The following is a 25,713-nucleotide window of genomic DNA, read 5'->3' as shown; positions in this document are numbered from 1 at the left end:
GCTCACCAAAGCGAGCCGCTTCCCGAAGGGAGCGAGGAGGGTGGAGTTAGGCGGCCCAGGCAGTTGGAGGCTAGCGTAAGTGGTTCGCTGGCCGAGTTCAGGGCTGGGGAGCCGAGCGTCGCAGGGTCAGGAAGATGGAGCCGCCCAATAAGGCCATTCCGGCTAAAGCCAGAGCTGGCCAGACGATGGGAGCGCTGTGAGGGTTGGTCAGGGTATAGACGACCGCTCTGATTGCCCCAGCGACCACCAGAGTAGCGCCCCCCAGGACGAAGAAACGGACACGCACGGCGATACCGAAGGTGAAGAGGCTCAGTGACTCTGCCAGGGCCAGCAGGAGCGGCATCAGCTGCTCATCCAGTTGTTGTGTGACGATGCTCAGAATGAAGGCGGGCATCAGCAACAAGCAGGAGCCGACCACGGTCAACACCCGTCCCAGCTGTTGGCTGCCCGCGGTCTGGCGATCGCGGAGCAGGAAGGGACTCAGCACGATGAGATAGCTGGCCGGCGGCAGGCAGAGAAGATCAAGCGATGGTTGCCAGAGGCTGCCCATCTCCCAGGAAAAGGCCAGGGTCAGGAGCAAGCCCGCAGTGTACCCTATCCAGAGGCGTGGAGCGCGCCGCGTTTGGAGCAGGGCCTGCCAGATCAGGAGTCCGCCCAGGACGGTCAAGGCCAGCGGGCCCATCTGGAGAGAGAGGTCGAGGAGGCGCGCCAGGGTACCCGGTGAGGAGTGGGACTGGCTCCTCACCAGTGCGGCCCCGCCACAGATGACTACAATGGCCAGCTGGCCGACGAGCGCCAGCAGCTGGGCTGGTGTGGCCGGCGTCAGCCAGAGTGGCCTTGGTCTGATGAGGAGCCAAATGAACTGCGAACAGAAGAGCAAGACGCAGGCCAGGCTAGCCAGGAGCAGCGTTTCCTCCAGGGTCCAGTGTTGCGTCTGTGGCAAGAGGCCCAGCAGCCAGGCCAGGAGAGCCGCCGGCCAGACCAGCGCCTCGGGGAGCCGCTCGCGGAGCATCACGAGTGCGGAGAGCAAGGTGAAGAGGGCCAGTCCGGGCAGTCGGAAAGAGGTAGAGCTGAGTCCGACGATGATGGCGGCCAGCAGCGCCAGCAGGTACCAGGGCCAGTTCCAGAGCAGGCGGCTGACGAGAGGAAGGGTCCTCATAGTGTTTCCTCCTCATGTGGCTGGGGATGTGCGCCAGGCGACTGACGCCGTTTGGCCGGAGCGCTGCCTGTCGAGCGATGGAGGCCGAGGAGGCCCAGCAGTGTGGCAGCGGAGCCGATGATGACGACCAGCAGCATCTTCTCTGGCTGATCCTGTTGGTCATTGAGTGCGAGCAAGGCCAGGCCCCAGACGGTCCACAGCCCGGTGAGCAGCGTGAGCAAGGGCCAGTCCAGGCGGAGGGCCAGGAGCCAGCTCAGGAGGCCATAGCCCAGCAGGAGAGCCGAGGCCAGGAAAAGGGCCGCTCCTCCCTGTCCAGTAGTGCCCACCATGCCCAGCATCAGGACGCCAGCGCAGTTGGCAGCCACGAGCGGGAAGAGGTAGGCACGCAGCGGCCAGCGGCGCTCGAGCGAGGCTTCTATGGCCAGCGCGAGCGTGCATAAGAGGCAGAAGAGGGCCAGCTCACCGATGCCTGGTCCTGACTGGCCATGTTCTGAGGCGAGGCTGACCTGGGCGAGGGCAGAGAGGACCAGTGGCAGTGTCAGCCAGCAGACCAGCAGCTGGCGCAGTAGCAAACCGGAGCCATAGACGAGGAACGCGGCCAGGGAAGCGCCCCAGAAAGCCGGCGTAGGGAACAGCGCCAGAAGGAAGGCCACCGGCTGTGGGCGGAGCCAGCCCAGCGCGCTCCAGGTCAAAACAATGAGCGGGACCCAGGCCAGGGACCAGGAAGGACGGGCCAGCTTCGCCAGGGGGGCGGGCCAGCTTCGCCAGGGAGGCGGGCGCAGCAGCAAGTCAGCCGCCAAGGCAACAGCAAGCGCCCCGACGCCTAGCGGCAGGAGCAGGTCTGGAGCGCGCCTGATCAACAGTTCCAGCCCCCACAGTCCGAAGACGATGGTCGCCAGGGAAAGCCACGGCCATTGTTCTTGCAGCGCCGCGAGGAAGGCCAGCAGGGCATAGCCGAGGAGTAGAACAGGCACGATGCCCGGCCAGGGCATTCCCTGCTGGACAAAAGGGAACGTTGCGGTGGCGCAGGCGGCGAAGGTTGCCGTTATATACCAGGGGCCCGTCAGCCGGAGGAAGAATTCGGAGAACGAGGCAGCAGCATTTGTCGATCCTTGTCCCAAGCACCTCCGTGCAGCGCGACTCAACCCGAGCGCCACGAGGGTGCAGAGCAGCACCAGGCCGGGCGGGAGCAGAGCGTGCCCGAGATCGGCCCTGGCAGTGAGCTGAGCCGCCACGGTGGCGAGGACAGTCAGGAACGGGACAAGCCAGAGGATCTCGGGTAGGGCCTCGGCCAGGCCTACGGCGGTGGCAAGGCCGGCGAAGCCCAGCAGCAAGTATGGTCCCGCCTGGGCCAGTGCTGGCAGATGAGCTGTCCAGATTCCGGCGAAGAGCGCCAGGCTGGTAGCGGCTATGCCCACCAGGGCCCCGACATACCAGGGGCCGCTCCAACGCCAGCGCTCCCAGCTCCCAGCGGCTGCGGGTTGGTGCTGTCGCTGGCGCCAGGTGCTCAGGCCAAACCCGAGGAGGGCGGAGAAGGGAACCAGTCCCGGGACGAGCAAGGCGTTCTCCAGCCGACTTGCTCTCGCTGGCAGCAGAGCCACCACGCTCACCCCGATGAGCAAGAGCGGAGCCAGCCAGAGCGCCTCGGGCACCTCTTCCAGGCAGGCAATGACCGTTGTCAGGCCGGCATAGCCCAAGAGCAGGTACGGATTGCCCTGCCAGGGTGTCAGGGGCGGTTGAGAGAAGAGCGCGAGGCTGACCACTCCCAGGGCCAGGAGGGCGGAGGCATACCAGGGGGCAGCCCAGCGCAGTCTCAAGAGGCGCTGGTGCCTGGACAGCCGGCTCAGCAGGAGCCCTAGCAGCGCGCAGGCCGGTCCCAGGAGGGGCAAGAGCAGATCCGGTACCATGAGCTGAGGCTGGCCCAGCGTGGCAGTCCAGAGATCTCTCAGAGCCAGCGCGCAGACTTGCAGTATCAGGACAGGCACCAGCCAGAGCAGCTCGGGGGTGCGTTCTAGCCATGCGACCACAGTGGTGATAGCAGCAAAGCTCAGCAGCAGGTAGGGCCCCACCAGCCACAGAATCTGTAACGGGTCCGCCTTCCACGGCCCCCCGAAGGCGACCAGGCTCGTTGCGCCCAGGCCGACTAATCCCCCCACGTACCAGGGGAGGGACCAGCGCCAGCGTTGCCCGCTGCCCGGCCTGCCTTGCTGCAGCTGACTCCACCTGCTTAAGCTCAGGCCTACCAGCGCGCTCAGCGGGAGCAGCGTGGGCACCAGGAGCATATCGGAGAGCCAGAACTGCCTGTAGAGTAAGGCCACGACACAGGCTTCCAGCAGCAGGGGAGGAACGAGCCAGAGCGCCTTTGGCTGCCCCTCCATCAAGCCGACCACCGTCACGACGCCTGCCAGCCCCAGCAGGACGTAGGTGCCATCTTCCTGGACAGAAGGAAGCAAGGCGTGCCTCATGACCAGCAGCAGACTAAAGAGGCTGGCGACATACCAGGGGATGGCCCAGCGCAGGCTTCGCAGGCGGCTGACCAGCAAGCCCACAGTGGCGGTACCGACGACCACGCCGACCAAGGCCCAGAACTGGTTTTGGACCAGCCAGAGCGCAACCAGGGCAAAGAGGGCCGCGGGAACCAGCCAGAGGCGTGCCCTGGCCCACAGTCCAGCCAGGTAGGAGGCCAGAGCCATCAGCAGTGCCTCATCCACAGCTACCCAACCAGAGTGCATCAGTCCAGCCAGCCAGGGCCAGTCGGCTATCCCCGCCAGAGCCATTGCGCTCCAATGAACTGGATCAACTAGCAGCAAACTAGCCAGCCAGCCGCTGGCTCCCAGAGCCAGAGCGGTCAACGGCCAATCCCATTCCCAGGTCGTCAAGAGGCGCTCGCTGCTCCAGGTCTGGGCGAGCGACTGCACGAAGTTCGTCTGACCGGCTGGTAGCAGGCGCCGCAGTGTGGCAGCGAGAGGAGGCAACAGGACAGCACTCCCTAGCAGAACGACGGCCCAGGCATCGTTGTCCTGGAGATGCCTGATCCAGAATCCAAGCAGCAACAGCCCGACGCCGAGGAACAAGCCAGGCAGGAAGAGCCACAGCGAACGGCGCTGTCCGATCAGCAGTCCATAGCTCACCGTTCCTAGCAGCAGCGGCACCAGCGTCATGGCTACCAGGTCTTGCTGAAGTGGGAGAAGGGCCAGGATCAGGATGGCCCCAGCGAGCGTCACGATCTCCCAGGGAGCAGCATGCTGACGTCCGGCCAGGCTGCGCATGAGGGAGGAGAGCGCCAGCAAGGCCCCACAGAAGAGGCCAAACCACCACAAAGGTCCGGCGGAGCCCCAGTTGAGAGCCTGCCCGAGGGCGGCATAGCCCCAGAGGAACATCCCCCCAGCAGGCAGTTGCAGCCAGGGCAAGCGGTCAACGCTGAGGCGACGGTTGCCCTCGGGGGAGGCCTCCGGAGCGGGCCAGAGCGCCATTAGCAGCAGAAAAGCGGCGCTGGCAAAGACGAGCAATGAGCCAGGCAGCAGATCGCTTGCCTGACCAGTGATCTGTGAGGGTAGAACGGCCAGGAAAGGAAGCAGGAGCAAGAGGAGGAAGCGCAGCGTCGTCACCTCGTGCCCGGGACGCAGGTAGAGCCAGAGCGAGGGTGGTGCCAGGTGGGCATAGCCTTCCAAGCAGGCTGCCAGGAAGAGCAGACCCAGGCAGCTCATCAGCCGGGCGGCTTCTGGGTGGATCAGGCTAGCAATGAGCAGGACGGCCAGGGAGAGCAGGCTCATGAGCGGGTACTGTTGCGCCCCAGGCCGGCGTGTGCGCGCGCTCACGCGTAGGAACCAGGCACAGGCCAGAAGCAAGGTCACAGCAACCGACGCCGCGAAGCGCAGAATCCCCTCCAGAGGCGCCGAGATCCAGAGGAGCAGCAGCAGCACGGGGCTGACGATGAGTACCAGTCCAGAGGTCACGTAAGCCAGGGCTTGCGATGAAAAGGCCAGCGGCAGTCGCAGGACATCCCAGGAGCTATGAAGCAGCCGGACCAGAGGCGAGCCTTGCGCCCCGGTGGGCGGGTCTCCCAGAGCAGCCCCCTCGATGAGGGCCAGCACCAGGAGGCCAGCCGGCGCCCATTGCCACCAGAGGTTTCCGAACAAGGCCCACGCCAGAGAGACAGTGGAGACTATAAGGGCTACAGTACACAGGATGGCAAAAGGAGCAAAACGCTGAGAGACGGCCAGCACCCCGTAGGTCACGGCTCCGTAGAGCGCCGTCAAGGCCAGGAGCCAGGGTCCATATTGACCGAGCAGCACGCCCAGGTCGGGGAAGAGGAGTGGGACAGTCAAGGCGAAGAAGAGGGCATAGATGCCCCTAAACTCACGGAAGTGGCTGGAGCGGCCCGTGATAACGATCATCGCAGCAAAGAAAGCCTGCGCGCAGAGGGTTACCGGAAGCGCATACTGCCGCGTCGCGATGTGGAAGACCAGCAGAGCGGCCAACAGCAGGAAGGTTCCCAGAGCGACCATCAGGGCCACTGGAGACTCAACCAGCGGTCGCAGGGTAGCAATGGGGCCGAGACGCGGTGGCCTCGGAAGGGGGGCCAGGACAGCCGGTTGAGCTGCAGGCCGAGGCGACGGTCTTTTCTCCTCGCTGGGTCCTCGCTGCTGGGGTCCCGCCTGCAACCCGGCCACACGCGCGGCAGGCGTCTGAGGCTGCGGTGCCGGAGGCCGTCGCAGAGGCTGTTCTACACCTGCACCAGTCGCCTCGCGCTCGCCGGTGGGCGCTGGCTGGTCTGGGGAGGATTCAGCCGAGGAGGCCACCGCAGCGCGCTGCACTGGGGTGGGGGCTGGTGGCTGTGGCCGGGGAGCGGGCTGGACGACCGCCGGGCTTTGGCTCGGCACCTGTTGAGATGAGGCGGCGCTGCTCAAGCGCTCCTGCCCGGCAGCTGCTCGCTGCTGCACCTCAAGCAAACGGTGCCGGTAGTAGTCGACAGCCTGGCCAAGCGGCAACCTGGCTGCCCCAAATTGCACCTCGCGTCGCAGCGCGAGCAACGACGGCACAGAAAGCGTGGTCAGCGCCCCCAGAGGCAGGAAGGCTGCCCCGGCTTGGGCCAGGCGACTCAGCTCACTCGTCAGCTGCTCCAGGAAGCGTTGCTCCACGTGGAGATCTGCCGGGTAGCCGCAGGCAGGACAGGCCAGGAGGCTGCTGCCTGTCGGGAGGGGCTGACCGCACAGCCGGCAAGAGGGAGGCTGACCTATCTCCCCCCCTCTTTCTCCTTCTTGCTGGTGGAGTACCAGCTCCGCAGGGGTGGAGGGAGGGACCGGGGCGGGTGCTGGCTGGCTCTGGCTGATCGCCCCACGCAAGGCCTGGGTGCAAGCCTCCACGAAAGCCGTGATGCTGGGGAAGCGCCTGCCAGGGTCCTTCTCCAGAGCGCGCCGGAGCACCATCGCCAGTTCTGCCGGCAGAGGGGTTCTGAGCGGCGGGGGGAGCGCATGCAGATGTTGGAGTCGCACTTCTCGCGGTGAGCCAACAAACGGCGGCTGTCCGCACAACCACTCGTAGAGCAGGCAGGCCAGAGCATACTGGTCGCTGGCCGCCACCGGCAAGCCCAGAAGCTGCTCGGGAGCCAGGTAGGCCACGCTGTCGATCTCGGCAGCCAGGCGCTGGTGAGCCAGTGCTGGCATGCTCGGCCAGCCAGCATCGCTCAACATCACGCTTCCATCGGCTTTCAACAAGATGTTCTCGGGCTTGAGGTTCAGATGGAAGGCGCCCTGACGGTGCAGATGCTGCAGAGCCGCCCCAATCTGCGAGACAGCCGGCAGCACGATCTCAGGCCGGAGACGTGTCCCGTGCGGATAGCGCTGGCGCAGCGAGCCGGCGGCTGCATACTCTGTGACCACAAACATGGTATTGCCACGCGGACCGACCTCCAGGATACGCACCAGACCGGGATGCAGAATACGCGCGTAGGCGCGCAGCGTCTCCAGGAGCTGAAGATGATCACGCTCGGAGAGAGGGAGTGTGAGCAGCTTGAAGACAATCGGCGTTCCGCTGGCGCGTTCTTCGCCGAGATAGGTCTCTGCCAAGCTCGTTCTCCCGAGGAGGCGGCTCAGGCTATACCCGCCCGACGCCCCTTCTGGATGATGTGATGTTGTCATAAGGCCACCTCACAGAACAGAGGTGCAATAATACCAATGATATCACAGGATAGGCAGCGAATGAATGAATCAACAGGCTACCTGCTGTGGCTGACACACCAGTTGGATGGGCCAGGAGATCTTATGCTTCTATCGGAACACTTCCACGGGACAGGCAGACAAGGCCAGCGTGACAAACGCAGCCAGAGAGCGCATTTGAGCCTTAGCTAGCGGTCTCGCGGGAACGGTGAGCAAGAAGCGCTGCCAGTTCTCCTCTCTGCAAGGCAAGATAGTCCGGTAGAATGGTCGTTACCAGGACGCAGCTCACAGCGCTACTGTGATCTCCTTCACAGCCTGCAGGCAAGGGAGAGCCAGCCCGCCTTGCCAGAAGGAGCCGGAGGAAGGAGGGAGGGGGCGTCGGCCATCCCAGATGGGGGAGGAAGCGGAGAGAGAAGCAGTCCAGCAAGGAGAGGCAAGCGCTGGATAGGATGCCCAGTCGAAGTCGGGTGCGAGCGTTTCCCTATCCAGCGCCCGCAACAGCCAGCAGCCAGCCCAGCCCAGCCCAGCCCTGTCCTATTGCCTTATGCCCTCAGATTCGAGTCTGGCGCGCTCTCCAGGCGGGAGCGCACTGCCTGCACTGCCTGAGTCAAATGGGCCAGGGCGGGTCTGACCTCCTCCCAGCGGCGCGTCTTCAGGCCGCAATCGGGATTGACCCAGAGCTGTTCAGGGGGGAGCACCTCCAGGATACGCAGCAGGCGCTGCTCGTACTCGCTGGCCGAAGGGACATGCGGCGAGTGGACGTCGTAGACGCCTGGCCCGATCTCATTCGGATAGCGGTAGTGGACGAAGACATTGAGCAGTTCCAGGCGCGAGCGCGACGCTTCGATGGAGAGGACATCGGCATCCATTGCAGCAATGGCCTCGATGATATCGCCGAACTCGGCGTAGCACATGTGCGTATGGATCTGCGTCTCATCCCGGACCGAGGCCGAGACCAGGCGGAAGCAGTCGACGGCCCATTCCAGGTAGCTGGCCCACTCTGAGCGGCGCAGGGGCAGGCCCTCGCGCAGGGCGGGTTCATCGATCTGGACGATGCGAATGCCCGCCGCCTCCAGGTCCTGCACCTCGTCATGAAGCGCCAGCGCCAGCTGATAGCAGGTCTCTGCCCGTGGCTGATCGTCGCGCACAAATGACCACTGCATCATAGTCACAGGACCGGTGAGCATGCCCTTGACGGGGCGCGTCGTCAGCGACTGGGCGAAGGTTGACCAGCGCACGGTCATAGGGCCACGGCGCTGGACGTCGCCGTAGATGACCGGAGGGCGCACGCAGCGCGAGCCATAGCTCTGCACCCAACCATTGCGTGTGAAGAGGAAGCCGTCGAGCTGCTCAGCGAAGTACTCGACCATGTCGCTGCGCTCGAACTCCCCATGCACCAGGACGTCGAGGCCGATCTCTTCCTGGAAGCGAATGGTGCGCTCGATCTCGCCGCGCAGAAAGGCCTCATAGCCAGCCGCGTCGAGGCGTCCATTCTTGAAGGCAGCCCGGGCCGCCCGTACCTCGTCGGTCTGCGGGAAGGAGCCGATGGTCGTGGTTGGCAGGGGTGGGAGCTGCAGCTGAGCGCGCTGGCGCTGGCGGCGCACAGGGTAAGGATTCTGGCGCCGCGCAGGCTGGGCCCGCGCCTGGCGCACGCGCTGAGCCACCTCCTCATTATGGATGCGAGGCGAGGTGCGCCGCCGCTCGATCGTCTGACGGTTGCGCTCCAGTTCTTCGGCGATGGCCTGCCGTCCCTCGTTGGCCGCTCGTGTCAGGAGGGTGATCTCCTGCAGCTTCTGGTTAGCGAAGGCCAGCCACTGCTTCAGTTCAGCGTCCAGCTCGCTCTCCAGCTCCAGGTCGACCGGCACATGCACGAGTGAGCAGGAGGGGGCCAGCAGGATGCGCTCCGAGCCGAGTCGCGCCAGGGCTTGCTCAATGAGGGTCAGAGCCTGCTCGAAATCGGTGCGCCAGACGTTGCGTCCGTCGACGATGCCCAGTGAGAGGGTCAGGGTCGAGGGGGCTTCGGCCAGGGCGCGCTCCAACTGCTGGGGGGCGCGCACCAGGTCGAGGTGAACGGCGGCCACTGGGAGGCGTACGACCGTGGAGAGGGCGGGGCCGAGATCGCCGAAGTAGGTCGCCAGCAGCAGGCGCAGCTGCGGCGCCGCCTGACTGAGGCGAGCATAGCTCTGTTCGAGCGCCTGAAGGGTAGCGGGCTCCAGGTCCAGTACCAGACAAGGCTCATCCAGCTGCACCCACTCGGCGCCTGCAGCGGCCAGGCGCTGGAGCAGCTCCTCGTAGACCGGCAGCAGCTGCTCTAGCAGTGTCAGGGGGGAAAGGTCCTCGCGGTGCGTCTTGCCGAGCAGCAGGAACGAGACCGGCCCCAGCAAGACGGGACGCGTCTGGATGCCCAAGGCTCTGGCTTCATTGAACTCATCCAGTGGCTTGGTTGAGGCGAGGTGAAACGAGAGATCATCCTCAAACTCGGGCACGATATAATGATAATTGGTATCGAACCATTTGGTCATCTCCATCGGTGGCACGGCCTCGCCACCCGGGCCGGCTTCAACGCCGCGGGCCATCGCAAAATAGGTCGACAGATCCGGTGCCAGCGCTCCATTGTCGCTGGTGCGGCGATAGCGCCGCGGGACTGCCCCTACTACCAGTGCCATATCCAGCACGTGGTCATACAAGGAAAAGTCGTTGGCCGGGATCTGGTCCAGCCCCAGGCGCTGCTGGAGCTGCCAGTGTTGCCGGCGCAGCGCAGCGGCCAGCTCGCGCAGTCCTTGCTCATCCAGTTTTCCTGCCCAGAACTGCTCGAGCGCGCGCTTCAGCTCGCGTTTCGCGCCAATGCGCGGGTAGCCGAGATTGGTAGCCTGCACCATACTCCTCCCTTGTCCTTTCCTCGCGTCTGGTTCGGTTTGGTCCGGTCCGCTGCAGTGGCAAGCGGGACAGGGTATGCACCCACCTTAATCCCATTCGAGCGTTGCCGCCGACCGGTACTCCGTGACTCGCGTCTCAAAGAAATTCTTTTCCTTGCTCAAGTCAATGGTCTCGCTCAGCCAGGGGAAGGGATGTGGCTCGTGATAGACCGCCGGCAAGCCGATGCGCTCTAAGCGCCGGTCGGCGATATGGCGAACATAGCGAGCAAAGGCCGGGGCATGAAGGCCCGCGATCCCCTCTGGCAGACAGTCGTACGCATAGGCAATCTCTAACTCCACCGCCTCTTCAATCAATTCCATGATATGCCGCTCAAACTCGGGTGTCCAGAGGCCAGGATTCTCGACCTTGATCCCGTTGATCAGGTCAATACCGAAGTTGAGATGGATGGTTTCGTCGCGCAGAATATACTGGAACTGCTGGCCAATACCGGTCATGAGGTTGCGTCGGTGGAAGGAGAGGATCATGGCGAAGCCACTGTAGAAGAAGATGCCCTCCATGATCACATAGTAGCCGATGAGGTTGTCCAGGAACTGCTGGGCCTGTTGCGGCTCGGCGGTCGAGAAGGTGGGGTCAAGGAGGGCGGAAGTGAGCTTCATTTCGAAGGCGTCCTTGCGCTGAATGGCGGGGATGCGGTGATACATAGTGAAGACTTCGCGTTCGTCCAGGCCCAGGCTCTCGACGATATAGAGGAAGGCATGGGTATGGACCGCTTCCTCAAAGGCTTGCCGGAGCAGGTACTGGCGACATTCGGCGTTGGTGATGTGCTTGAAGATGGCCAGGACCAGGTTATTGCCCACCAGGCTCTCGGCGGTTGCAAAGAAGCCGAGGTTGCGCATGATGACCAGGCGCTCGGCCTCGGAGAGGCGCTGACTGCGCCAGAGTTCGATGTCACTGGCCATCGGGACCTCGTTGGGCATCCAGTGGTTGGCGCAGCCATTGAGGTAGTGCTCCCAGGCCCAACGATATTTGAGCGGCATGAGCTGGTTGACGCTGACGGCAGGTCCATTGATGAGCCGCTTCTCCGCAAGAATGTCCTGTTCATTGAAGGCATGCGTCGCCATTGGTTTGCAGTTCTCCTCCTAGGGTGCCTTGCTGGTGCGTGGCCCGGCACCGGGGCCGGACAGTGGGGATGCGTGCCTCACCGTCAGGGCAGCTGGCTCAAGCGGTGGTGCACTGGATCGGAAACAAGATCAAGTCAGGCAGTGCCCGGCCCCTGGCTCACCCAGCAAGAGTGAGCCGGGCACTGCCGCTTTACTGGCACGCTTCACACTCGTCGTCGAGGGAGCAGGCGGTGACCGGACCGGTTGCCGACGAGGGAGCCGGTAGCATCGACTCCGCGCCGTCGTGGTCAGCGCCCGAGGCTGGGCTGGCCTCCTTGAAGGCTCCGCGCCTGACCTGGACGGTACTGGAAGGGCTGGCGTTCTTCATCCAGCGTGGCTGGATGCCCCAGCGATTGATATCCACCGTCGACTTTTCGACCTGGGTAGCGGCCAGAGTACGCAGGTAGTAGGTGGTCTTCAAGCCCTTCTTCCAGGCCCGCAGGTAGATCTCATGGAGTTGCTTGCCGCTGGGCGAAGCCAGATAGAGATTGAGGGACTGCCCCATGTCGATCCACTTCTGACGTCTGCTGGCGCACTCGATTAGCCAGCGTGGATCAATCTCGAAGGCCGTCAGATAGCGCTGCTTGAGTTCCTCTGGCACCATCGGCAGCTCCTGGAGGGAGCCATCGTAATACTTGAGGGCCTCCAGCATGTCGGCATTCCAGAGGCCAGCGGCCTTGAGATCGTTGACCAGGAAAGTATTGACGGTTGTGAACTCGCCAGACAGGGTGCTTTTGACATAGAGATTCTTGTAGATTGGTTCGATCGAGGGGCTGACCCCAACGATCAGGGAGATGGTGGCTGTCGGGGCGATGGCCAGAACGTTACTGTTGCGCATGCCGTGCTGGCGGATGTGGGTCCGGACGACCTCCCAGTCCATCGTTGTGCTGCGGTCCATCTCCAGCGATTGGCCGCGCTCCTGCTCCAGTAAAGCAATGGTGTCGCTGGGCAGCAGGCCACGGTCCCACTTTGAGCCGTGGTAGCTGGGGTAGGAGCCGCGTTCGGCGGCCAGCTCGCTGGAGGCCAGGATGGCGTAGTAGGAGATGGCTTCCATACTGCGATCGGCGAACTCGACCGCAGCTTGCGAGGCATAGCTGAGGCCAAGCAAGAAGAGCGCATCCTGGAAGCCCATAACGCCCAGGCCAACGGGACGATGGCGCAGGTTAGCCGTACGTGCCTCGGGCGTGGGGTAGTAGTTGACGTCGATGACGTTGTCGAGCATGCGCATGGCCGTTTGAACGGTTGACCGTAACTTTGCATGGTCGAGCTGACCATCAACGATGTGGGCCACCAGGTTCAGGGAGCCGAGGTTACAGACCGCCGTCTCCTCTTCCGAGGTATTGAGCAGGATCTCAGTGCAGAGGTTGCTACTATGGATGACACCGGTGTGATCCTGGGGTGAGCGCACATTAGCCGGATCTTTCCAGGTCAGCCAGGGGTGGCCGGTCTCGAAGAGGCGAGTCAGCATCTTGCGCCAGAGTTCGACCGCTGGCAGGCGCTTCCAGAGGCGGATCTTGCCCTCGTCGGCCAGGCGCTCGTAGTGGCGATAGCGCTCGGTAAAGGCGCGTCCATACAGCTCGTGGAGATCAGGGACCTCGTCCGGGCTGAAGAGGGTCCATTGCTCGCCGCGCTCGACGCGGCCCATGAATTCGTCGGAGATCCAGCAGGCGGTGTGCAGATCATGAGTGCGTCGTCGCTCATCGCCTGTGTTGCGTCGCAGGTCGAGGAAGTCCTCGATGTCCAGGTGCCAGTTTTCCAGGTAGGCGCAGACAGCGCCCTTGCGCTTGCCGCCCTGGTTGACGGCCACGGCGGTGTCGTTGACGACCTTGAGGAAGGGGATGACGCCCTGGCTGCGGCCATTGGTGCCACGAATGTGGGCGCCCAGAGCGCGCACGCGCGTCCAATCGTTGCCCAGGCCGCCGGCCCACTTGGAGAGGAGGGCATTATCCTGGATGCTCTTGAAAATGTGCCAGAGGTCGTCTTTGACGGTAGTCAGGTAGCACGAGGAGAGCTGCGGATGGGAAGTGCCGGCGTTGAAGAGGGTGGGGGTTGCCGGAGTGAAAGAGAACTGCGAGAGGACCTCATAGAATTCGGCGACGCGCTGCTCCTTGTGGGTCTCGTTGAGGGCCAGGCCCATCGCCACGCGCAGCCACAGCAACTGGGGCAGTTCGAAGCGCTGGCCCTCATATTGCAGCAGGTAGCGGTCGTAGAGGGTCTGCAGGCCCGGATAGGTGAAGAGCAGGTCGCGCTCGGGGCGAATGAGGGCGGCGATGCGCTCGAGATCGAAGGTGGCCAGGCGGGGATCGAGCAGCCCGGTATCGATGCCCCGCTGGATGTAGCGCGGCAGATAGTGCCGATAGGCATTGTCCATCTCGGCAAAGCTGGCGGGAAGGTGCTCATCCGGGCTGAGCGCCTCGCGATAGAGCGAGAGGAGCAGGATGCGAGCCGTGATGAAGCTGAAGGCTGGCTCTTGCTCGATATGGGCACGCGCCACCAGGAGCAGCGCCTGCCACAGCTCCGTTTCGGAGAGGTCGGCGCTCAGGGTGGCCTGGACCTCCTCCAGGAGCTGGGCGCGGTCAGCGCGGTCCTCGAAGCCGCGACAGACCTCGGCGAGCACCTGCTCGGGGTCGATGGCCACGGGTGTGGCCGGGCGCGTCTGGTTCGCTGGGAATGACATGCCGTTGTCCCTCCTTGAGATGAAAAAAGCCTGCTCCCTCGACGGAAACAGGCTGACGCACACGGACAGCCTCACAGGTGGGCTGTCCACTGGTCTTCCCTTTCACGCGAAGGGATCGAGCCAGATCCCACAGGTGGGCATTCGGGCTTAGCTCCTCCGTCCTTCCGTTGGCTGTTGGCTCATTTGCTGGGGCCGTTGCTGTCACTCTCCCTGGGCCCTGACCTGCTTTGACTGCGAGCAGGCCAGGTCACGCTGGAGATCAGGACGGGGCAGCTTACCGCTGCGCGACAGCGCCGGATTCTCACCGGACTTCCCCCATCTTTCAGCGATGCCACGACAGCATCGCCCTGTGGGTGTCTTTCTCTCTTCGGTTGCCAATGAGCAAGCACAAGATATAGGCAGGTACGGGCGGTAAGATACCATATGTTGTGTCGGAAGTCAAGCAGGAGAGGCCGGCTCTCCCCTGGTACTTCTTTCCTGTTCTTCGGGAAGAAGTTCAGGATGAGGCGCCACTGTAGTGGCGCACGGCGAAGCGCCAGAAGAGGCGGGTCACCAGCAGGGCCAGGGCAGCGAGGGCGAGGGTGCCCAGGAGAGCCAGCCAGGTGAGGCGGGCGGTCAGGGCCTCAGCGGGGACGGTGACGGCGAAGGCCACCGGCACGATGAAGGTGAGGGTAGCGCGCAGCCAGCCGGGGTAGATATCGACCGGCCAGCGCCCAGCTTCGTACATGCTTTCGAAGATCACCAGAATGTTTTCGACGCGCACGTACCAGAAGGAGAGGGTAGCCAGGAAGAGCACAAAGCTGTAGACGATGATGGCCCCGGCCAGCAAGGTCAGGGCGAAGGCTAGGATCTGCAGCGGGCTAGGCCAGCTGCCATGCCAGCTGGCAGCGGCCACGAGTAGGGCCAGTCCGAAGAGGAGGTCCAGTAGTTTCCAGAGATCGAGGCGCTGGATGCTGACCAGGAGCTGGGCCTCTTCAGGCTTGGTGAGCAGATAGTCCAGGGTGCCCAGACGGACCTGCTCGATGAGGCGGCTCATGCCGGGTGTAATGATCATATTGATGGCGCCGCCGATCAGAAAGTAGGTGCCGATGAGTATGAGCAGCTCAGAGGCATGCCAGCCGTTGAGGCTCTGGGTATAGGTGAAGACGACGCTGACCAGGGCCAGGGCCGTTCCTAACTCGATGAGGGATTCGATGGCCTGCAGCCAGAAATTGGCCCGATAGGCTAGTTCTCCTAACAGGCTGACGCGGAAGAAGGTGCCCAGGAGGCGCAGGTAGTCGCGCATGGTGTTTCGTTTCATCCTCCTACTGCTGTATAGCGTCTGATGCCAAGGCGCCAGGTGAGGGAGAAGAGGGCGAGGCCGACCAGCAGCCAGGCGAGCTGAGCGAGGAGGCCGGTAAGGAGGGCCGGAGGGCTGAGGCGATGGACAAGCAGCTCCGCCGGGAAAGCGACCATCCACTGGAAGGGAAGCCAGGCTGAGGCCACCTGCACAGGGGTGGGCAGAAGGGTCAGCGGAACGAGCTGCCCCGAGAGGAAGAGCACCACGACCACATAGAGCTGATTGATCACGTTGACTTGAGTCAGCCAGAAGGCTAACAGGGCCAGGGTCCACTCTAAGATGAAGCGCAGGGCGAAGGCCAGGACCAGGGCCGGTAGGAAGGCAAGGACGTTGGCCAGGGTGAGGGCAATGCTGGCGTGAAAGGCGAAGAAGAGGATCAGAGTGACGAGGGTGATGACGGGCAGCATGAGGATCTTGTAGGCCAGGTTGTCTGCCAGGTCGGCGTGAATCGGGTGGATGGGGCGCAGGAGCAGCGGCGAGAATTCGCCTTCACGCACGCGGCGGCTGAATTCCCAAAATACCCAGGTCTGGGTGGCGTAGTTGACCAGCATGGTGGCAATGAAATAGGCGGCGAAGCCTGCCGAGCTGTAGCCGTTGACTGCTCCTCCCTCATTGCGAGCTACTGTCGACCAAACGCTGACGGAGACCGCCGGTCCTAGTGCCACCTCGATCAACCAGATGATGAGTGCAGCCCGGTACTGGAGCTGCTCGGCCAGGGCTGTTTTCAGTTGCTGGCGGTAGACGGCCAAAAGCTGTCTCATGGGGGTCAAACTACCTCCTCTTGTTGGGTAAAGATGTGCTCGATGACGGCCTCGATGGGGGGATCTTCGACGCTGAGGTCGATCACTGCCTGCTCTGTGAGCAAGCGCGCGGTGACGGGGGCAACCGCACTTTTGGGGACGCGGAGGGTGATCCGATCTTCGCTTTGGCCGATGACTTCGCCGTAGGGGTCCAGGCTGGCCGGCTCCTGCAGGCGCACGGCGATGGTCTTATAGGGCGAGAAGCGTTCGATCAGGCGTGTGAGTTCGCCGTCAAAGAGCATCTTGCCATGATGGATCAGAATGATGCGCTGACACAGGGCCTCGACGTCGGCCATGTAGTGGCTGGTCAGCAGGACCGTGGCCCCGGTGCGACGATTATATTCGCGCACAAAGTCGCGGATACGGCGCTGCATGACAACGTCGAGGCCGATGGTTGGCTCATCGAGGAAGAGCACCCGGGGACGGTGCAGGAGGCAGGCAGCGATCTCGCATTTCATCCGTTCTCCCAGGGAGAGGTTCCGTACAGGCTTCTGAAGGAGTGAGGCAAGTTCGAGCAGGTCCGTTAGCTCGTCCAGGGTCTGGCGATACTGAGCTGAGGGAATGCGGTAGATGGCGCGGTTCAGCTCGAAGGAGTCGATGACGGGGATGTCCCAGATGAGTTGCTGGCGCTGGCCCATGACCAGGGCGATCTGGCGCAGGAAGGAGCGTTCACGGCGCCAGGGGAGATAGCCCAGGACCTGAAGGGTACCAGCGCTGGGATAGAGCAGGCCGGCGAGCATCTTGAGGGTCGTTGTCTTGCCGGCCCCGTTGGGACCGAGAAATCCCACGATCTCCCCCGACTCGATGCGAAACGTGAGGTCATCGACTCCAATGACCTCCTGGGCGTGACGCTGGATGAGGCCACGCAAGGCGGCGCGCAGACCGGCCTCGCGCTCGTAGACGCGGTAGACTTTGCGCAGATGCTCAACGCTGATAGTGGCTGAGATGGTCATAGCCTGGCTGGCTCCTTGGGTGGAGCAACGACTCTCCTCTCCCGTTGTAGTGGTTGCTGGTCTCAGTATAGCGGGTAGCCTCCCAGGGGCGTCAATGCCCTCAGCGGCCTGGCGCCTGGCTGCTGTCCTGTTGCTGGTGCTCCTGCCGCAGGAGGCGGGCCAGTCCGGTGGTGAGCCGTTCGATGATGTGCTCATCGGTATAGGGGTTGAGGAGGACAGCCCGCAGCCAGCGCTTGCCCTGGTAGAGGGGCAGGGAGAGAAAGATGCGCTCCTGCGCCAGCAGTGCAGCCTGAACCCGAGCGTTCAGGGCATCGTGAGCAGCGGGGGGCAGCCAGGCAGGCTCGAGGCGGAAACAGAGGAGATTGGTCTCGGGGGGATGGGCGAGATGAAGGCTGAGATTGGGAGGTTCCTGAGATCCATAGTCGGTAGTGGATTCACTCCTCATTCTAGAGAAAAGCGTCTGGCCAGCAGAGAAGGCTGAGAGAGGGAGGGACGATGACCGTTCCCTTTCTCTCAGCCTTCTATTTTGCCCCCTGGCCAGTCCGAGTGGCAAGGCCCAGTGATGGGCAGGCAGGGCGGGTCAGGCTAACGAGCGATGATCTCCAGGGTGCGCCCGGTGCTGGGGGGACCAAGGAGGGCAACGTCCAAACAGAGAAAGACGAGCAGGACGGCCTCGCCGGCGAAGACAGCAACTGGCCCCAGCGATTGGAGCACGGGGAGGGCGGCGAAGGGCAGGATGGCGCTGACCAGGCGACTCAGGCTGTAGGCGATGCCGACCGCGGTGCCGCGCATGCGCGTGGGGAAGATCTCGGCCTGGTAGATGTGAAAGGCGTTGGAGAAGAGGTTACTGACGGTGGTGAGGAGGAAGCCCGAGATGATCAGGACGATGGCGGAGGTGGCGAAGCCGAAGCTGAGGCCGAAGAGGGCAATGAGCAGAGCTGAGGTGACGATGAGCCATTTGCGCTCGATGCGCTCGACGAGGAAGATGGAGATGAAGGAGCCGAGGGGATAGCCCAGGAAGCTGAGGGCAGTGTAGCCCAGCGAAGTGACGATGCTGAAGCCCTTGGCCGTGAGGACGGCGGGGGCCAGGGTGGCGAAGCCGTAATAGCCAACGGTCTGGAGGATCTGGAAGATCCAGAGCATGATGGTGCGTTTGGCGTAGACGCCGCTGAAGATTTCGGCGATGGTGGCCCGCGTCTGTGGCTCGACGATGACCGGCTGCGGCTCGGGCAGCTCTTTGAGACCATGCTCGTGCATGACCTGCTCTTCGATGCTGGTGAGGGCTGCGTTGGCGGCGGCTTCGTCCTGGCGGATTTCGTGCCAGCGCGGCGACTCAGGCAGGTGGCGGCGCAGGAACCAGACGATCAGGGCTCCCAGTGAGCCGACGATGAGGAGCCAGCGCCAGCCGTCCAGGCCCAGGAAGCTGCCTTTGACAACGAGGCGTCCGACGAAGCCGGCCACAGGGACGCCGAAGAAGCCCAGGGTGTAGGACCAGGCGGTGTAGCGTCCGCGGGCGTGGCGTGGGATCATTTCGCCCATGTAGATGTCGATCAGGGGTGGCTCGGCTCCGAGGCCAATACCGGCCAGGAAGCGAAAGATAACGATCCAGATGAAGTTTGGGGCAAAGGCGGCGATGAGGGAGAAGAGGGAGTAGATGAGCAGGTCAATCATGTACATGCTGCGCCGCCCGATGTAGTCGGAGATGACGCCGAGGGCGATGGCACCGATGAACATGCCGAGGAAGCCGGAGCCAATGATGAGGGCGGTCTCGAAAGTGGAGAGGTGGAAGAGGGGGGTGAGGACGGTCCCAAGTAGGCCGCCCAGGAAGATGTCGTAGAGGTCAAAGAAGGTACCGATGCCTAGCACGAGGCAGAGCCTGCGGTGCAGTGAGGAGAGGGGCAGGCGATCGATGCGTGAGGCTACGGTAATGCGACGTTCTGCTGCATCCATGAGCGCTTTGCCTCCATTGCAGTGATGGTGAATGTGCGTCTGCTCGGCGCACTGCACTGCAGGCTACTCGGAGCGCTGGCCGCCAGCGAGTAGCCTGGGTTCGCCCGCCAGTGGGCGCCGTGGCAATGAATGCATTGCCTGATGTGATGCTGCTTCTATGAAGTGGTGGCGCTTGAAGGGTCTCACCTCCTTCTGGTCCATTGCTGCGGATTTCGCCATTCCTCACGCTCCCACTGGTTTTCATTGTACCTTCTCTCTTTCCATATGTCCATATGGAGATAGGGCTGTAGAGCGTGTGGGCGGCGCGACCGCTGCTGGGGCCTGGGCCTGGCCTGCCGATGAGGGCTTGTATTTGCGGGGGCGTGCTGCTGTGCTATAGTAATAGATTGTGCTCACTCACTGGGAGCGGGTGGGCAGGCAGCCGCCACTGATCAGGCCAGGGGGCAGCTCTGTCCGGCTGGCCTGGTGGGGGAGGGCTGGAAGAGATTTCCCGGAGGGAGGCGTCAGTTCGGGAGTGGTGGCAGAACTGATCTGGCAGCAGAAGCATAATCCCTATGCAGCGGGGCTGCCGCCGGCTCCGCGCCTGCAGACCTGCGAGCGTTTTCCGGCGCTGACTGGTTCCGGTCCTGGGTGTGAGGCTGAGACGGCGGCTGAGTGGGAGAATCGCTTGATCCAGGGTGATAAGCGTCTGGTGCTGCCGGCCTTGTTGGCGGAATTTGCTGGAGCCGTTGATCTGATCTATATCGATCCTCCGTTTATGAGCGAGCGGACCTATCGCGGGGGCCGGGGCCTGGCCTATGACGATCGCTGGCAGGGCAATCTTGATGGGTATTTGCAATGGCTCTATGAGACCTTCTTGCTGCTCTATCGTCTGTTGGCTCCTCATGGGAGCCTCTATGTGCATCTGGACTGGCGCGCAGTCCACTTTGCCCGACTGATGCTGGATGAGGTTTTCCGCGAGGCGGCCTCGGCGGGTGGCGGTTTCCAGAATGAGATTATCTGGCATTATCATTCCGGTGGGCGGCCCCGGCGTTCCCGGGGGTTTGCGCGTAAACATGATACGTTGCTGCTCTACACGCGCTCGCGTCAGTATCGTTTTCATGGTGAGCGGGTCGGCCCGCCGCGGGGGCGTGAGCGGCGTAATCATATGCGGCGCCAGGTGGAGGCCGATGGGCGAGTGTGTTGGACGATCCGTTCCGGGGGTCGTCTCTATCGCTATTACGAGGATGAGCCAATGACGCCCGCCGACGTCTGGTGCGATATCAGCCACCTCCATCAGCGTGATCCCGAGCGTAACGGCTACGCGACGCAGAAGCCGGCGGCTCTGCTGGAGCGTATTCTGCTGGCTTCCAGTGAGGGGGATGATCTGGTGCTCGACTGCTTCTGTGGGAGCGGCGTGACGCCGGCGGTGGCCGAGCGCCTGGGTCGGCGCTGGATTGCCTGCGATAGCAGCCCGCTGGCGATCGAGGTGACGCGCGAGCGCCTGCTGCAGTTGGCTCCCCGTCGTCCTTTCTGTGTGCAGCGTCTTCTTGGTCAGCCGTAGTCGGCTCCCTCGTCGTTCCCTGGCGGTGGGACCGGAAGACTTGCCGCAGCTGTGCTGCTGTGCTATCCTGTAAAGGAGCTGCCGCGCAATTCGATTTTTCTCTCCTTTTGAGGGATTTACATCTTTGCGATGGGATTGTGGTGAGAGGGTTCGGTGATCGTGGAGGTTATGTGGAAAGAGGTATGTGGCGTATGCAGATGAAGAAGACACTTGTTCCTGCAACTCCCCGCTATGAGAAAAGCCTCGTTGGGCGCCCGCTGCGGTTGCCGACGCATAACTATGGCTGGACAGGGACCTATCTGGTGACGTTACGGGCGGAGCCGTATGCGCCGAGCTTTGAGGACCCGGCGCTGCGTCGGATTTTAGAGGAGACCTGGCAGGCGTTGCCTCGTCCTTTTCCTGGGCTGATGCTGGATACGTTGGTGATCGGGCCGCAGCAGGTGCAGTGTATTCTTTCCCTGGAGGGGAATACGAACCGGACGATCACCCTGGGGCGAGTGGTGGAGGCTTTTAAGTCGCTGGTGGCGGTGGCCTGGTTGGCGCATCTGGAGCAGGTGCGCGCGCCCGGTCCGACGCCGCCTTTACGGATCTGGCAGCGCTCCTATAGTGAGCGTGCGCTCCAGGATGAGCGCGAGATAGAGGAGGTGCGCCGGGCGCTGCGCAGCGGGACCCTGTTGGTGGAGCCAGAGGAGTCCTGAAGCAGAGGTGGAGGGGCTTAGCGCTGCGCTGGCTCGGGGTGGGCGGCGCCGCAGGGGGTTCTGGGACGCTGGCAGTAGGGTCTGACGCCTGGCAGGTACTGGCGGTGGGCCGCGACCCAGCGATAGAGGTGCTCGGAGAGCGGCCCCAGGCCGGGCAGGTGGTAGAGGTGCTGCCAGAGGGGGAAGCCGGTCAGCAGGTCCAGGATGGAGGCGAGGGCCTGGGCGCCGCGGTAGCGTCGTCCGTCGGGGAGGATGGTCCAGACGCTCTCTTCGCACTGGCGGACGCTGAGGCCGTAGCGCTCGGGCAGGCCGGCGATCTGGAAGGGAAGGCAGGTGAGCCGTCTCCGGCGGTCCAGGCGGCGCAGCAGTTCGGCGATGGCGGTACAGAAGTCGCAGCTGCCATCGAAGATGACGATGGTTTTGACGGGATGGCGATAGTTGTGGTCAGACATGGTCAGGCTGGTCTCGGCTCTCTCGCTCCTGAGGCGGTGTGGCAGGCCGGGGCCAGGTCGTCTGGCCCTCCTTTCTTTTTTGGGTGGTGTCTCTTGCTGATTGTACTATAGCACATCCCCGGGGTGTCTGGGTGGGCAGGAGGGCCGAGGCCCTCTGAGTTTGCTGACTCAGGGGGCCTCGGTGAGCGGTGACCATACATCGTTATAGAAGGAGACGCTGCAATACACAGAAGGCTATGCCGGTTCGTCTGTTTCGCTAGACTGATAGATGTCTTCGAGGCTTTGCTGGCGTGCGCGTCCGATGCGGTCGAGGCGCTTCTGAAACTGGCTGGTGGCGTAGGAGAGGTAGTCGTCAAGCTGCAGTTCGAAGGGCGGGTTCTCTTGGCTGGCCCGGGCTTCGAAGAGTTCGTTGATGACGCCGAGGGCGTAGGTGAGCAGCTCGCTCATGTAGGCTTGGATGACGTCCCAGAGGCGTGGCTCCTGGGCGACCAGACGCGAGAGGAGGAAGACCCCGTAGGCCAGGTGGCGCGATTCGTCGCGCTTGAGGTAGCCGACGCCTTGACGCAGGCCAGGCAGGATGTTGAGGCGTTCGAGCATGTTGAAGTAGGCGTGATAGCCAGTCTCGGCCAGGACGCCTTCGACGATCATGTTGTAGACGACGCTGGCGCGGGCCTGGGCTTCGGGCGAGGGGTCGCTGAGGAGGGCGTTCATGCGCTGCGGTAGCTCTTCGTAGAAGATTTTGCGGTAGCTGGGGGTGTGGTAGCGGTGGAGGTCGCTGTGCTCGTGGGCTACTTCGTCGAGGAAGCGGCGGAAGAATTCGGTGTGTTTGGCCTCCTCCCAGAGGAAGGTGGTGAGGTACATCTCTTCTTCGAGCCGGCCCTCGCGGGCGATGGTGAGGATGAGGGGAAGCAGGTCAAGGGTGACGCTCTCTTCTCCGGCCTGGAAGAGGGAGCTGAGGTAGAGCAGGGTTTCGCGTTCGTCCTCGTTGAGGCGCTGCCAGTCCTGGATGTCCTGGGAGAAGTCGATGGCGCGCGGGTCCCAGATGCCCAGTTTCTTGGCTTTGTGGTAGAGTCGCATCGGGAGGATGTCATGGCGCAGCCCGCGCTCGCTGGTGGTGACGAAGGCAGCGTGTGTGCTCTGAGTCTGGGTCATGCTTGCCTGCTTTCTGTCCGGGTGCCCTCTGCTCTCGGTGAGCGGGGTCCCTCTCTGCCTGGTTGTGTTGTGTAACTGACTGAATACCAGTCAGTCATCATGTTCAATGATACCTGTGGGGCCGGCTGGCTGTCAAGGGTGGGCTGGACCAATTTTGCCCGCTTTTTCTTTTTTTATTGGTCGTTGATGACGATCTGGATCTGGTCGGCTTGCTGGGGCAGGTTGTGGCTGCCAAAGGGCAGGCGGATGTCGACGGAGGCGACGCCCGGCTGAGAACGCAGGTAGGTCTGGGCGACGTCGCTGCTGGTGCCGCGCAGGTCTTGCTGCCAGCGGGCGATGGTCTGGGGGCTGATCTGGTAGCTCCAGAGGCCGTGGACAGTGACGCTGAGGTAGACGATGCCGCGGTTGCCGTGGGCGGTGACGGTGGGGGTAGAGGCGCTGAGGCTGCGGGGGCGCAGCTGGTAGGCGGAGCCGAGGGCGCGCTGGGCCTGGCGGCTGAGGAGGGCGCTGGCCAGTTGGCGGGCCTGCGTTGGGTTGTAGGCGGTGGCGCTGGCGGTGACCTGGAGCTGGATGCGCACCTGATCGGCCTGGCTGCCGAGCGGTGGGTTGGCTGTGAGGGTGACCTGGTAGGTTGGGGTGCCGGCCAGGGCTTCGCCGCTTTTGAGGGCGGCCTGTAGCTGTTCCTCAAGCTGGTGCTCCAGTTGGGGGAGGAGGGTCTGACGGGCGCGGTCGAGGTCGGCCTGGGCGACGATGTGGATGGTCTGGCTGTTGCTGCCGCCGCTGAAGGCAGCGGGGTTGGTGACCTGGAGCTGGGTCGGGCGCCCACAGCAGGGCTGAGCGATGTCGCCAGCGGGGATGTTACCCTGGGGACCGGCGTTGATGGCCTGGGCGGTGGCGCTGGCGGTGCCGTCCTGGTCTCCCTGGCGCGGTGGGACGACAACCGTGGTGAGGAGGCGCACGCTGATGCCGGAGGTGCCGGTGAAGATGCTGCCTGCGGGAACGGTGACCGGTTGCAGGCCGTGGTTGCTGAAGAGGAGGCGGCCCTGGGCGTTGCTGCCCTGGGTGGTGCGTGTGCCGCTGGTGGCGAGGGTCTGGGTGAGGCTGCGGCTGGCGCTGAGGCGGCGGGCGGGAATGGTGCGCGTGCCAAGGTCGACGGTCTGGACCTGCGGCGCGGCTGTCAGCAGATAGGTGTCCTGGAGGGTCTGGCTCCGGGCTTTGATGGTGACGACGACGGTGGGATCGGCGCCAAGCAGGGGGACGCCCGGCGGGAACAGGCCGATGTTGAGGCTGCGGGCCGCGAAGAGGAGGAGCAGGAGGATGGCGATGACGATGAGGGCAATGGCGACGAAGAGCGAGAGGGGGCGCCTGCTGCTGCCGCTGGTCTGCTGACGGCTGCTTCGTCCTCTCAGTGGCGGTTGTGGCTCTTCGGTGATGCGCTGGATGGCAGGGTGGGCCTGTGCGGGCGGACGGCCCCGGCGTGGGATGGTGAGCGGCTCGGGCATGGGCAGGGCGATGGTACGCAGCTCCTGGCGCGAGCGGTAGTCAGGCTGGGGCCTGGGCCGCGAGAGGGCTTCGGCGGTGACGTCGGGCAAGGTGGTGGCGGCGGCGATGTCTTCGTCGGGCGGCAGTTCTTCGATCTGCGGCTCGTTGGGGCCGCTATAGACGTAGTCCAGGGGAGGCAGCTCCCGCGAGGGGTGGGCCTCTCGCGGTTCTCGTGGTTGCTCGATTGGTGCTTCGGGCCAGTCTGGTTGCAGTTCCTGCTGTTCTTGCTGTTCTTCTTCCAGGGCCAGCAGGACGGCCTCGCGTAGGGCGGCGATGTTCTGGAAGCGTTCGTCGTCGCGTTTGGCCATTGCTTTGCGGACGACGCGGTCGAAGGCGGGCGGGATCTGGGGGTTGCGCCGCGAGGGGCGCGGGATGGGGGCGCGTAGTTGCATTTGGATGACTTTGATGTCGTCGGGGTCGTCGTAGGGGAGTTCGCCGGTGAGCATCTGGAAGAGGAGGACGCCGAGGGCGTAGATGTCGGTGAGGGGGGTGACGATGCCGCGCGTTTGTTCGGGGGCCATGTACTGGGGGGTGCCGGGTACCTGGTCGAGGGGGATGGGACGGCCAATCTGGTGCTCGGCCTGGCGCGCGGGACGGACGAGGCCGAAGTCGGCCAGGTAGACGTGGGGGACGCCGCTGCGTGGTAGCTCCAGCAGGACGTTGGAGGATTTGATGTCGCGGTGAACGAGGCCCTCGTCGTGGGCGTATTCGACGGCGTCGAGGAGCTGCAGGTACATGTCGATGAGTTCGTGCAGGTTGAAGGGGAGAGGCTCTCGTCCAGTGACCTGGGGCCGGTAGATGCGGCGCAGGTAGCTGGTGAGGGTGCCGCCGTCGATGAAGGGCATGACAAGGTAGAGCAGCCCTTGCTCTTCGCCGAATTCGATGAGCGGCAGGATGTGCGGGTGTTGCAGGCGGGCGATGGTGCGCGCCTCGCGGGCGAAGCGCCGCCGCATGTCGGGGTCGCTGGCGTAGTTGCCGAGGATGACTTTGATGGCAACGCGCCTGCCAAAGGCGGTGCGCTGGCGCCCTTCGTAGACGGCGCCCATACCTCCGACGCGGATGCGCCGGATGACGTCGTAGTTGCCGAGCTGCCTGCCTTCCAACGCGAGCATGCCTGCTGTCTCTCTATCCTTTCGTCTCATCTGTGGCTGTGTCTGTGGATGGGGTCAGGAAGGACCGGCCCCGCTCCGCTCTTTGGTCGACGGACGCACCGGCGACAGGCCGGCTTGTCTTTCCTGTCGAGTGCTTCGTTG

Annotated in this window: 15 protein-coding genes and 1 riboswitch; of the genes, 2 read left to right on the top strand and 13 right to left on the bottom strand. The window is 63.8% G+C overall.

What is annotated here, in order from left to right; all coding sequences use genetic code 11:
* Positions 1 to 97 precede the first annotated feature (97 nt).
* The 10 genes from N688_RS09195 to N688_RS09150 all read right to left on the bottom strand — a co-directional run bounded on the left by N688_RS09195 (position 98) and on the right by N688_RS09150 (position 19,073).
* Entirely contained in the window at positions 98 to 1,159 is a 1,062-nt protein-coding gene (locus tag N688_RS09195) for a hypothetical protein (RefSeq protein WP_052889004.1), read from the bottom strand.
* Complete coding sequence (locus N688_RS09190) at positions 1,156 to 7,299, bottom strand: serine/threonine-protein kinase (protein WP_081838673.1); 6,144 nt, start codon at positions 7,297 to 7,299, stop codon at positions 1,156 to 1,158. Before N688_RS09190 ends, N688_RS09195 begins: the two co-directional genes overlap by 4 nt.
* Before the next feature lie 560 nt (positions 7,300 to 7,859).
* Positions 7,860 to 10,196, bottom strand: a complete 2,337-nt coding sequence (gene metE / locus N688_RS09185) for a 5-methyltetrahydropteroyltriglutamate--homocysteine S-methyltransferase (RefSeq protein WP_052889002.1) — start codon at positions 10,194 to 10,196, stop codon at positions 7,860 to 7,862.
* An 84-nt stretch (positions 10,197 to 10,280) separates the two neighbouring features.
* Positions 10,281 to 11,315 carry a ribonucleotide-diphosphate reductase subunit beta gene (locus tag N688_RS09180; RefSeq protein WP_052889001.1) on the bottom strand — a complete coding sequence of 345 codons (1,035 nt, stop codon included), beginning with the start codon at positions 11,313 to 11,315 and terminating at the stop codon, positions 10,281 to 10,283.
* A gap of 190 nt (positions 11,316 to 11,505) precedes the next feature.
* Complete coding sequence (locus N688_RS09175) at positions 11,506 to 14,031, bottom strand: ribonucleoside-diphosphate reductase subunit alpha (protein ID WP_081838672.1); 2,526 nt, start codon at positions 14,029 to 14,031, stop codon at positions 11,506 to 11,508.
* A 115-nt stretch (positions 14,032 to 14,146) separates the two neighbouring features.
* A riboswitch (cobalamin riboswitch) is annotated at positions 14,147 to 14,397 on the bottom strand.
* Positions 14,398 to 14,527: 130 nt separating this feature from the next.
* Positions 14,528 to 15,331 carry an ABC transporter permease gene (locus N688_RS09170; protein WP_081838671.1) on the bottom strand — a complete coding sequence of 268 codons (804 nt, stop codon included), beginning with the start codon at positions 15,329 to 15,331 and terminating at the stop codon, positions 14,528 to 14,530.
* Positions 15,328 to 16,131, bottom strand: coding sequence for an ABC transporter permease (locus tag N688_RS09165; RefSeq protein WP_052888999.1), 804 nt, complete (start codon positions 16,129 to 16,131; stop codon positions 15,328 to 15,330). Before N688_RS09165 ends, N688_RS09170 begins: the two co-directional genes overlap by 4 nt.
* A gap of 5 nt (positions 16,132 to 16,136) precedes the next feature.
* Entirely contained in the window at positions 16,137 to 17,123 is a 987-nt protein-coding gene (locus N688_RS09160) for an ABC transporter ATP-binding protein (protein WP_052888998.1), read from the bottom strand.
* A gap of 100 nt (positions 17,124 to 17,223) precedes the next feature.
* Complete coding sequence (locus tag N688_RS09155) at positions 17,224 to 17,568, bottom strand: hypothetical protein (RefSeq protein WP_052888997.1); 345 nt, start codon at positions 17,566 to 17,568, stop codon at positions 17,224 to 17,226.
* A 140-nt stretch (positions 17,569 to 17,708) separates the two neighbouring features.
* Positions 17,709 to 19,073: an MFS transporter gene (locus tag N688_RS09150; RefSeq protein WP_052888996.1), complete on the bottom strand. Its 1,365-nt coding sequence runs from the start codon at positions 19,071 to 19,073 to the stop codon at positions 17,709 to 17,711.
* Between the two features lie 514 nt (positions 19,074 to 19,587).
* Here N688_RS09150 and N688_RS09145 point away from each other — a divergent pair.
* A complete protein-coding gene (locus N688_RS09145) occupies positions 19,588 to 20,616 on the top strand; it encodes a DNA methyltransferase (protein WP_052888995.1) in 1,029 nt (342 codons plus the stop codon).
* Between the two features lie 191 nt (positions 20,617 to 20,807).
* Positions 20,808 to 21,314, top strand: coding sequence for a hypothetical protein (locus N688_RS09140; protein ID WP_052888994.1), 507 nt, complete (start codon positions 20,808 to 20,810; stop codon positions 21,312 to 21,314).
* 17 nt (positions 21,315 to 21,331) lie between these two features.
* Here the strand turns inward: N688_RS09140 and N688_RS09135 are convergent, their stop codons facing one another.
* From N688_RS09135 to N688_RS09125, 3 genes are all read right to left on the bottom strand, one after another.
* Positions 21,332 to 21,766: a thiol-disulfide oxidoreductase DCC family protein gene (locus tag N688_RS09135; protein ID WP_052888993.1), complete on the bottom strand. Its 435-nt coding sequence runs from the start codon at positions 21,764 to 21,766 to the stop codon at positions 21,332 to 21,334.
* 234 nt (positions 21,767 to 22,000) lie between these two features.
* The gene (locus tag N688_RS09130) at positions 22,001 to 22,918 is read right to left on the bottom strand and encodes a R2-like ligand-binding oxidase (RefSeq protein ID WP_052888992.1); all 918 of its coding nucleotides are present in this window, start codon (positions 22,916 to 22,918) and stop codon (positions 22,001 to 22,003) included.
* Positions 22,919 to 23,091: 173 nt separating this feature from the next.
* A complete protein-coding gene (locus N688_RS09125) occupies positions 23,092 to 25,572 on the bottom strand; it encodes a serine/threonine-protein kinase (protein ID WP_052888991.1) in 2,481 nt (826 codons plus the stop codon).
* Positions 25,573 to 25,713: the final 141 nt, after the last annotated feature.

Source organism: Thermogemmatispora carboxidivorans, from assembly GCF_000702505.1.
Classification (GTDB): Bacteria; Chloroflexota; Ktedonobacteria; order Ktedonobacterales; family Ktedonobacteraceae; genus Thermogemmatispora; species Thermogemmatispora carboxidivorans.
This window is presented reverse-complemented; position numbering and strand designations above follow the sequence as displayed.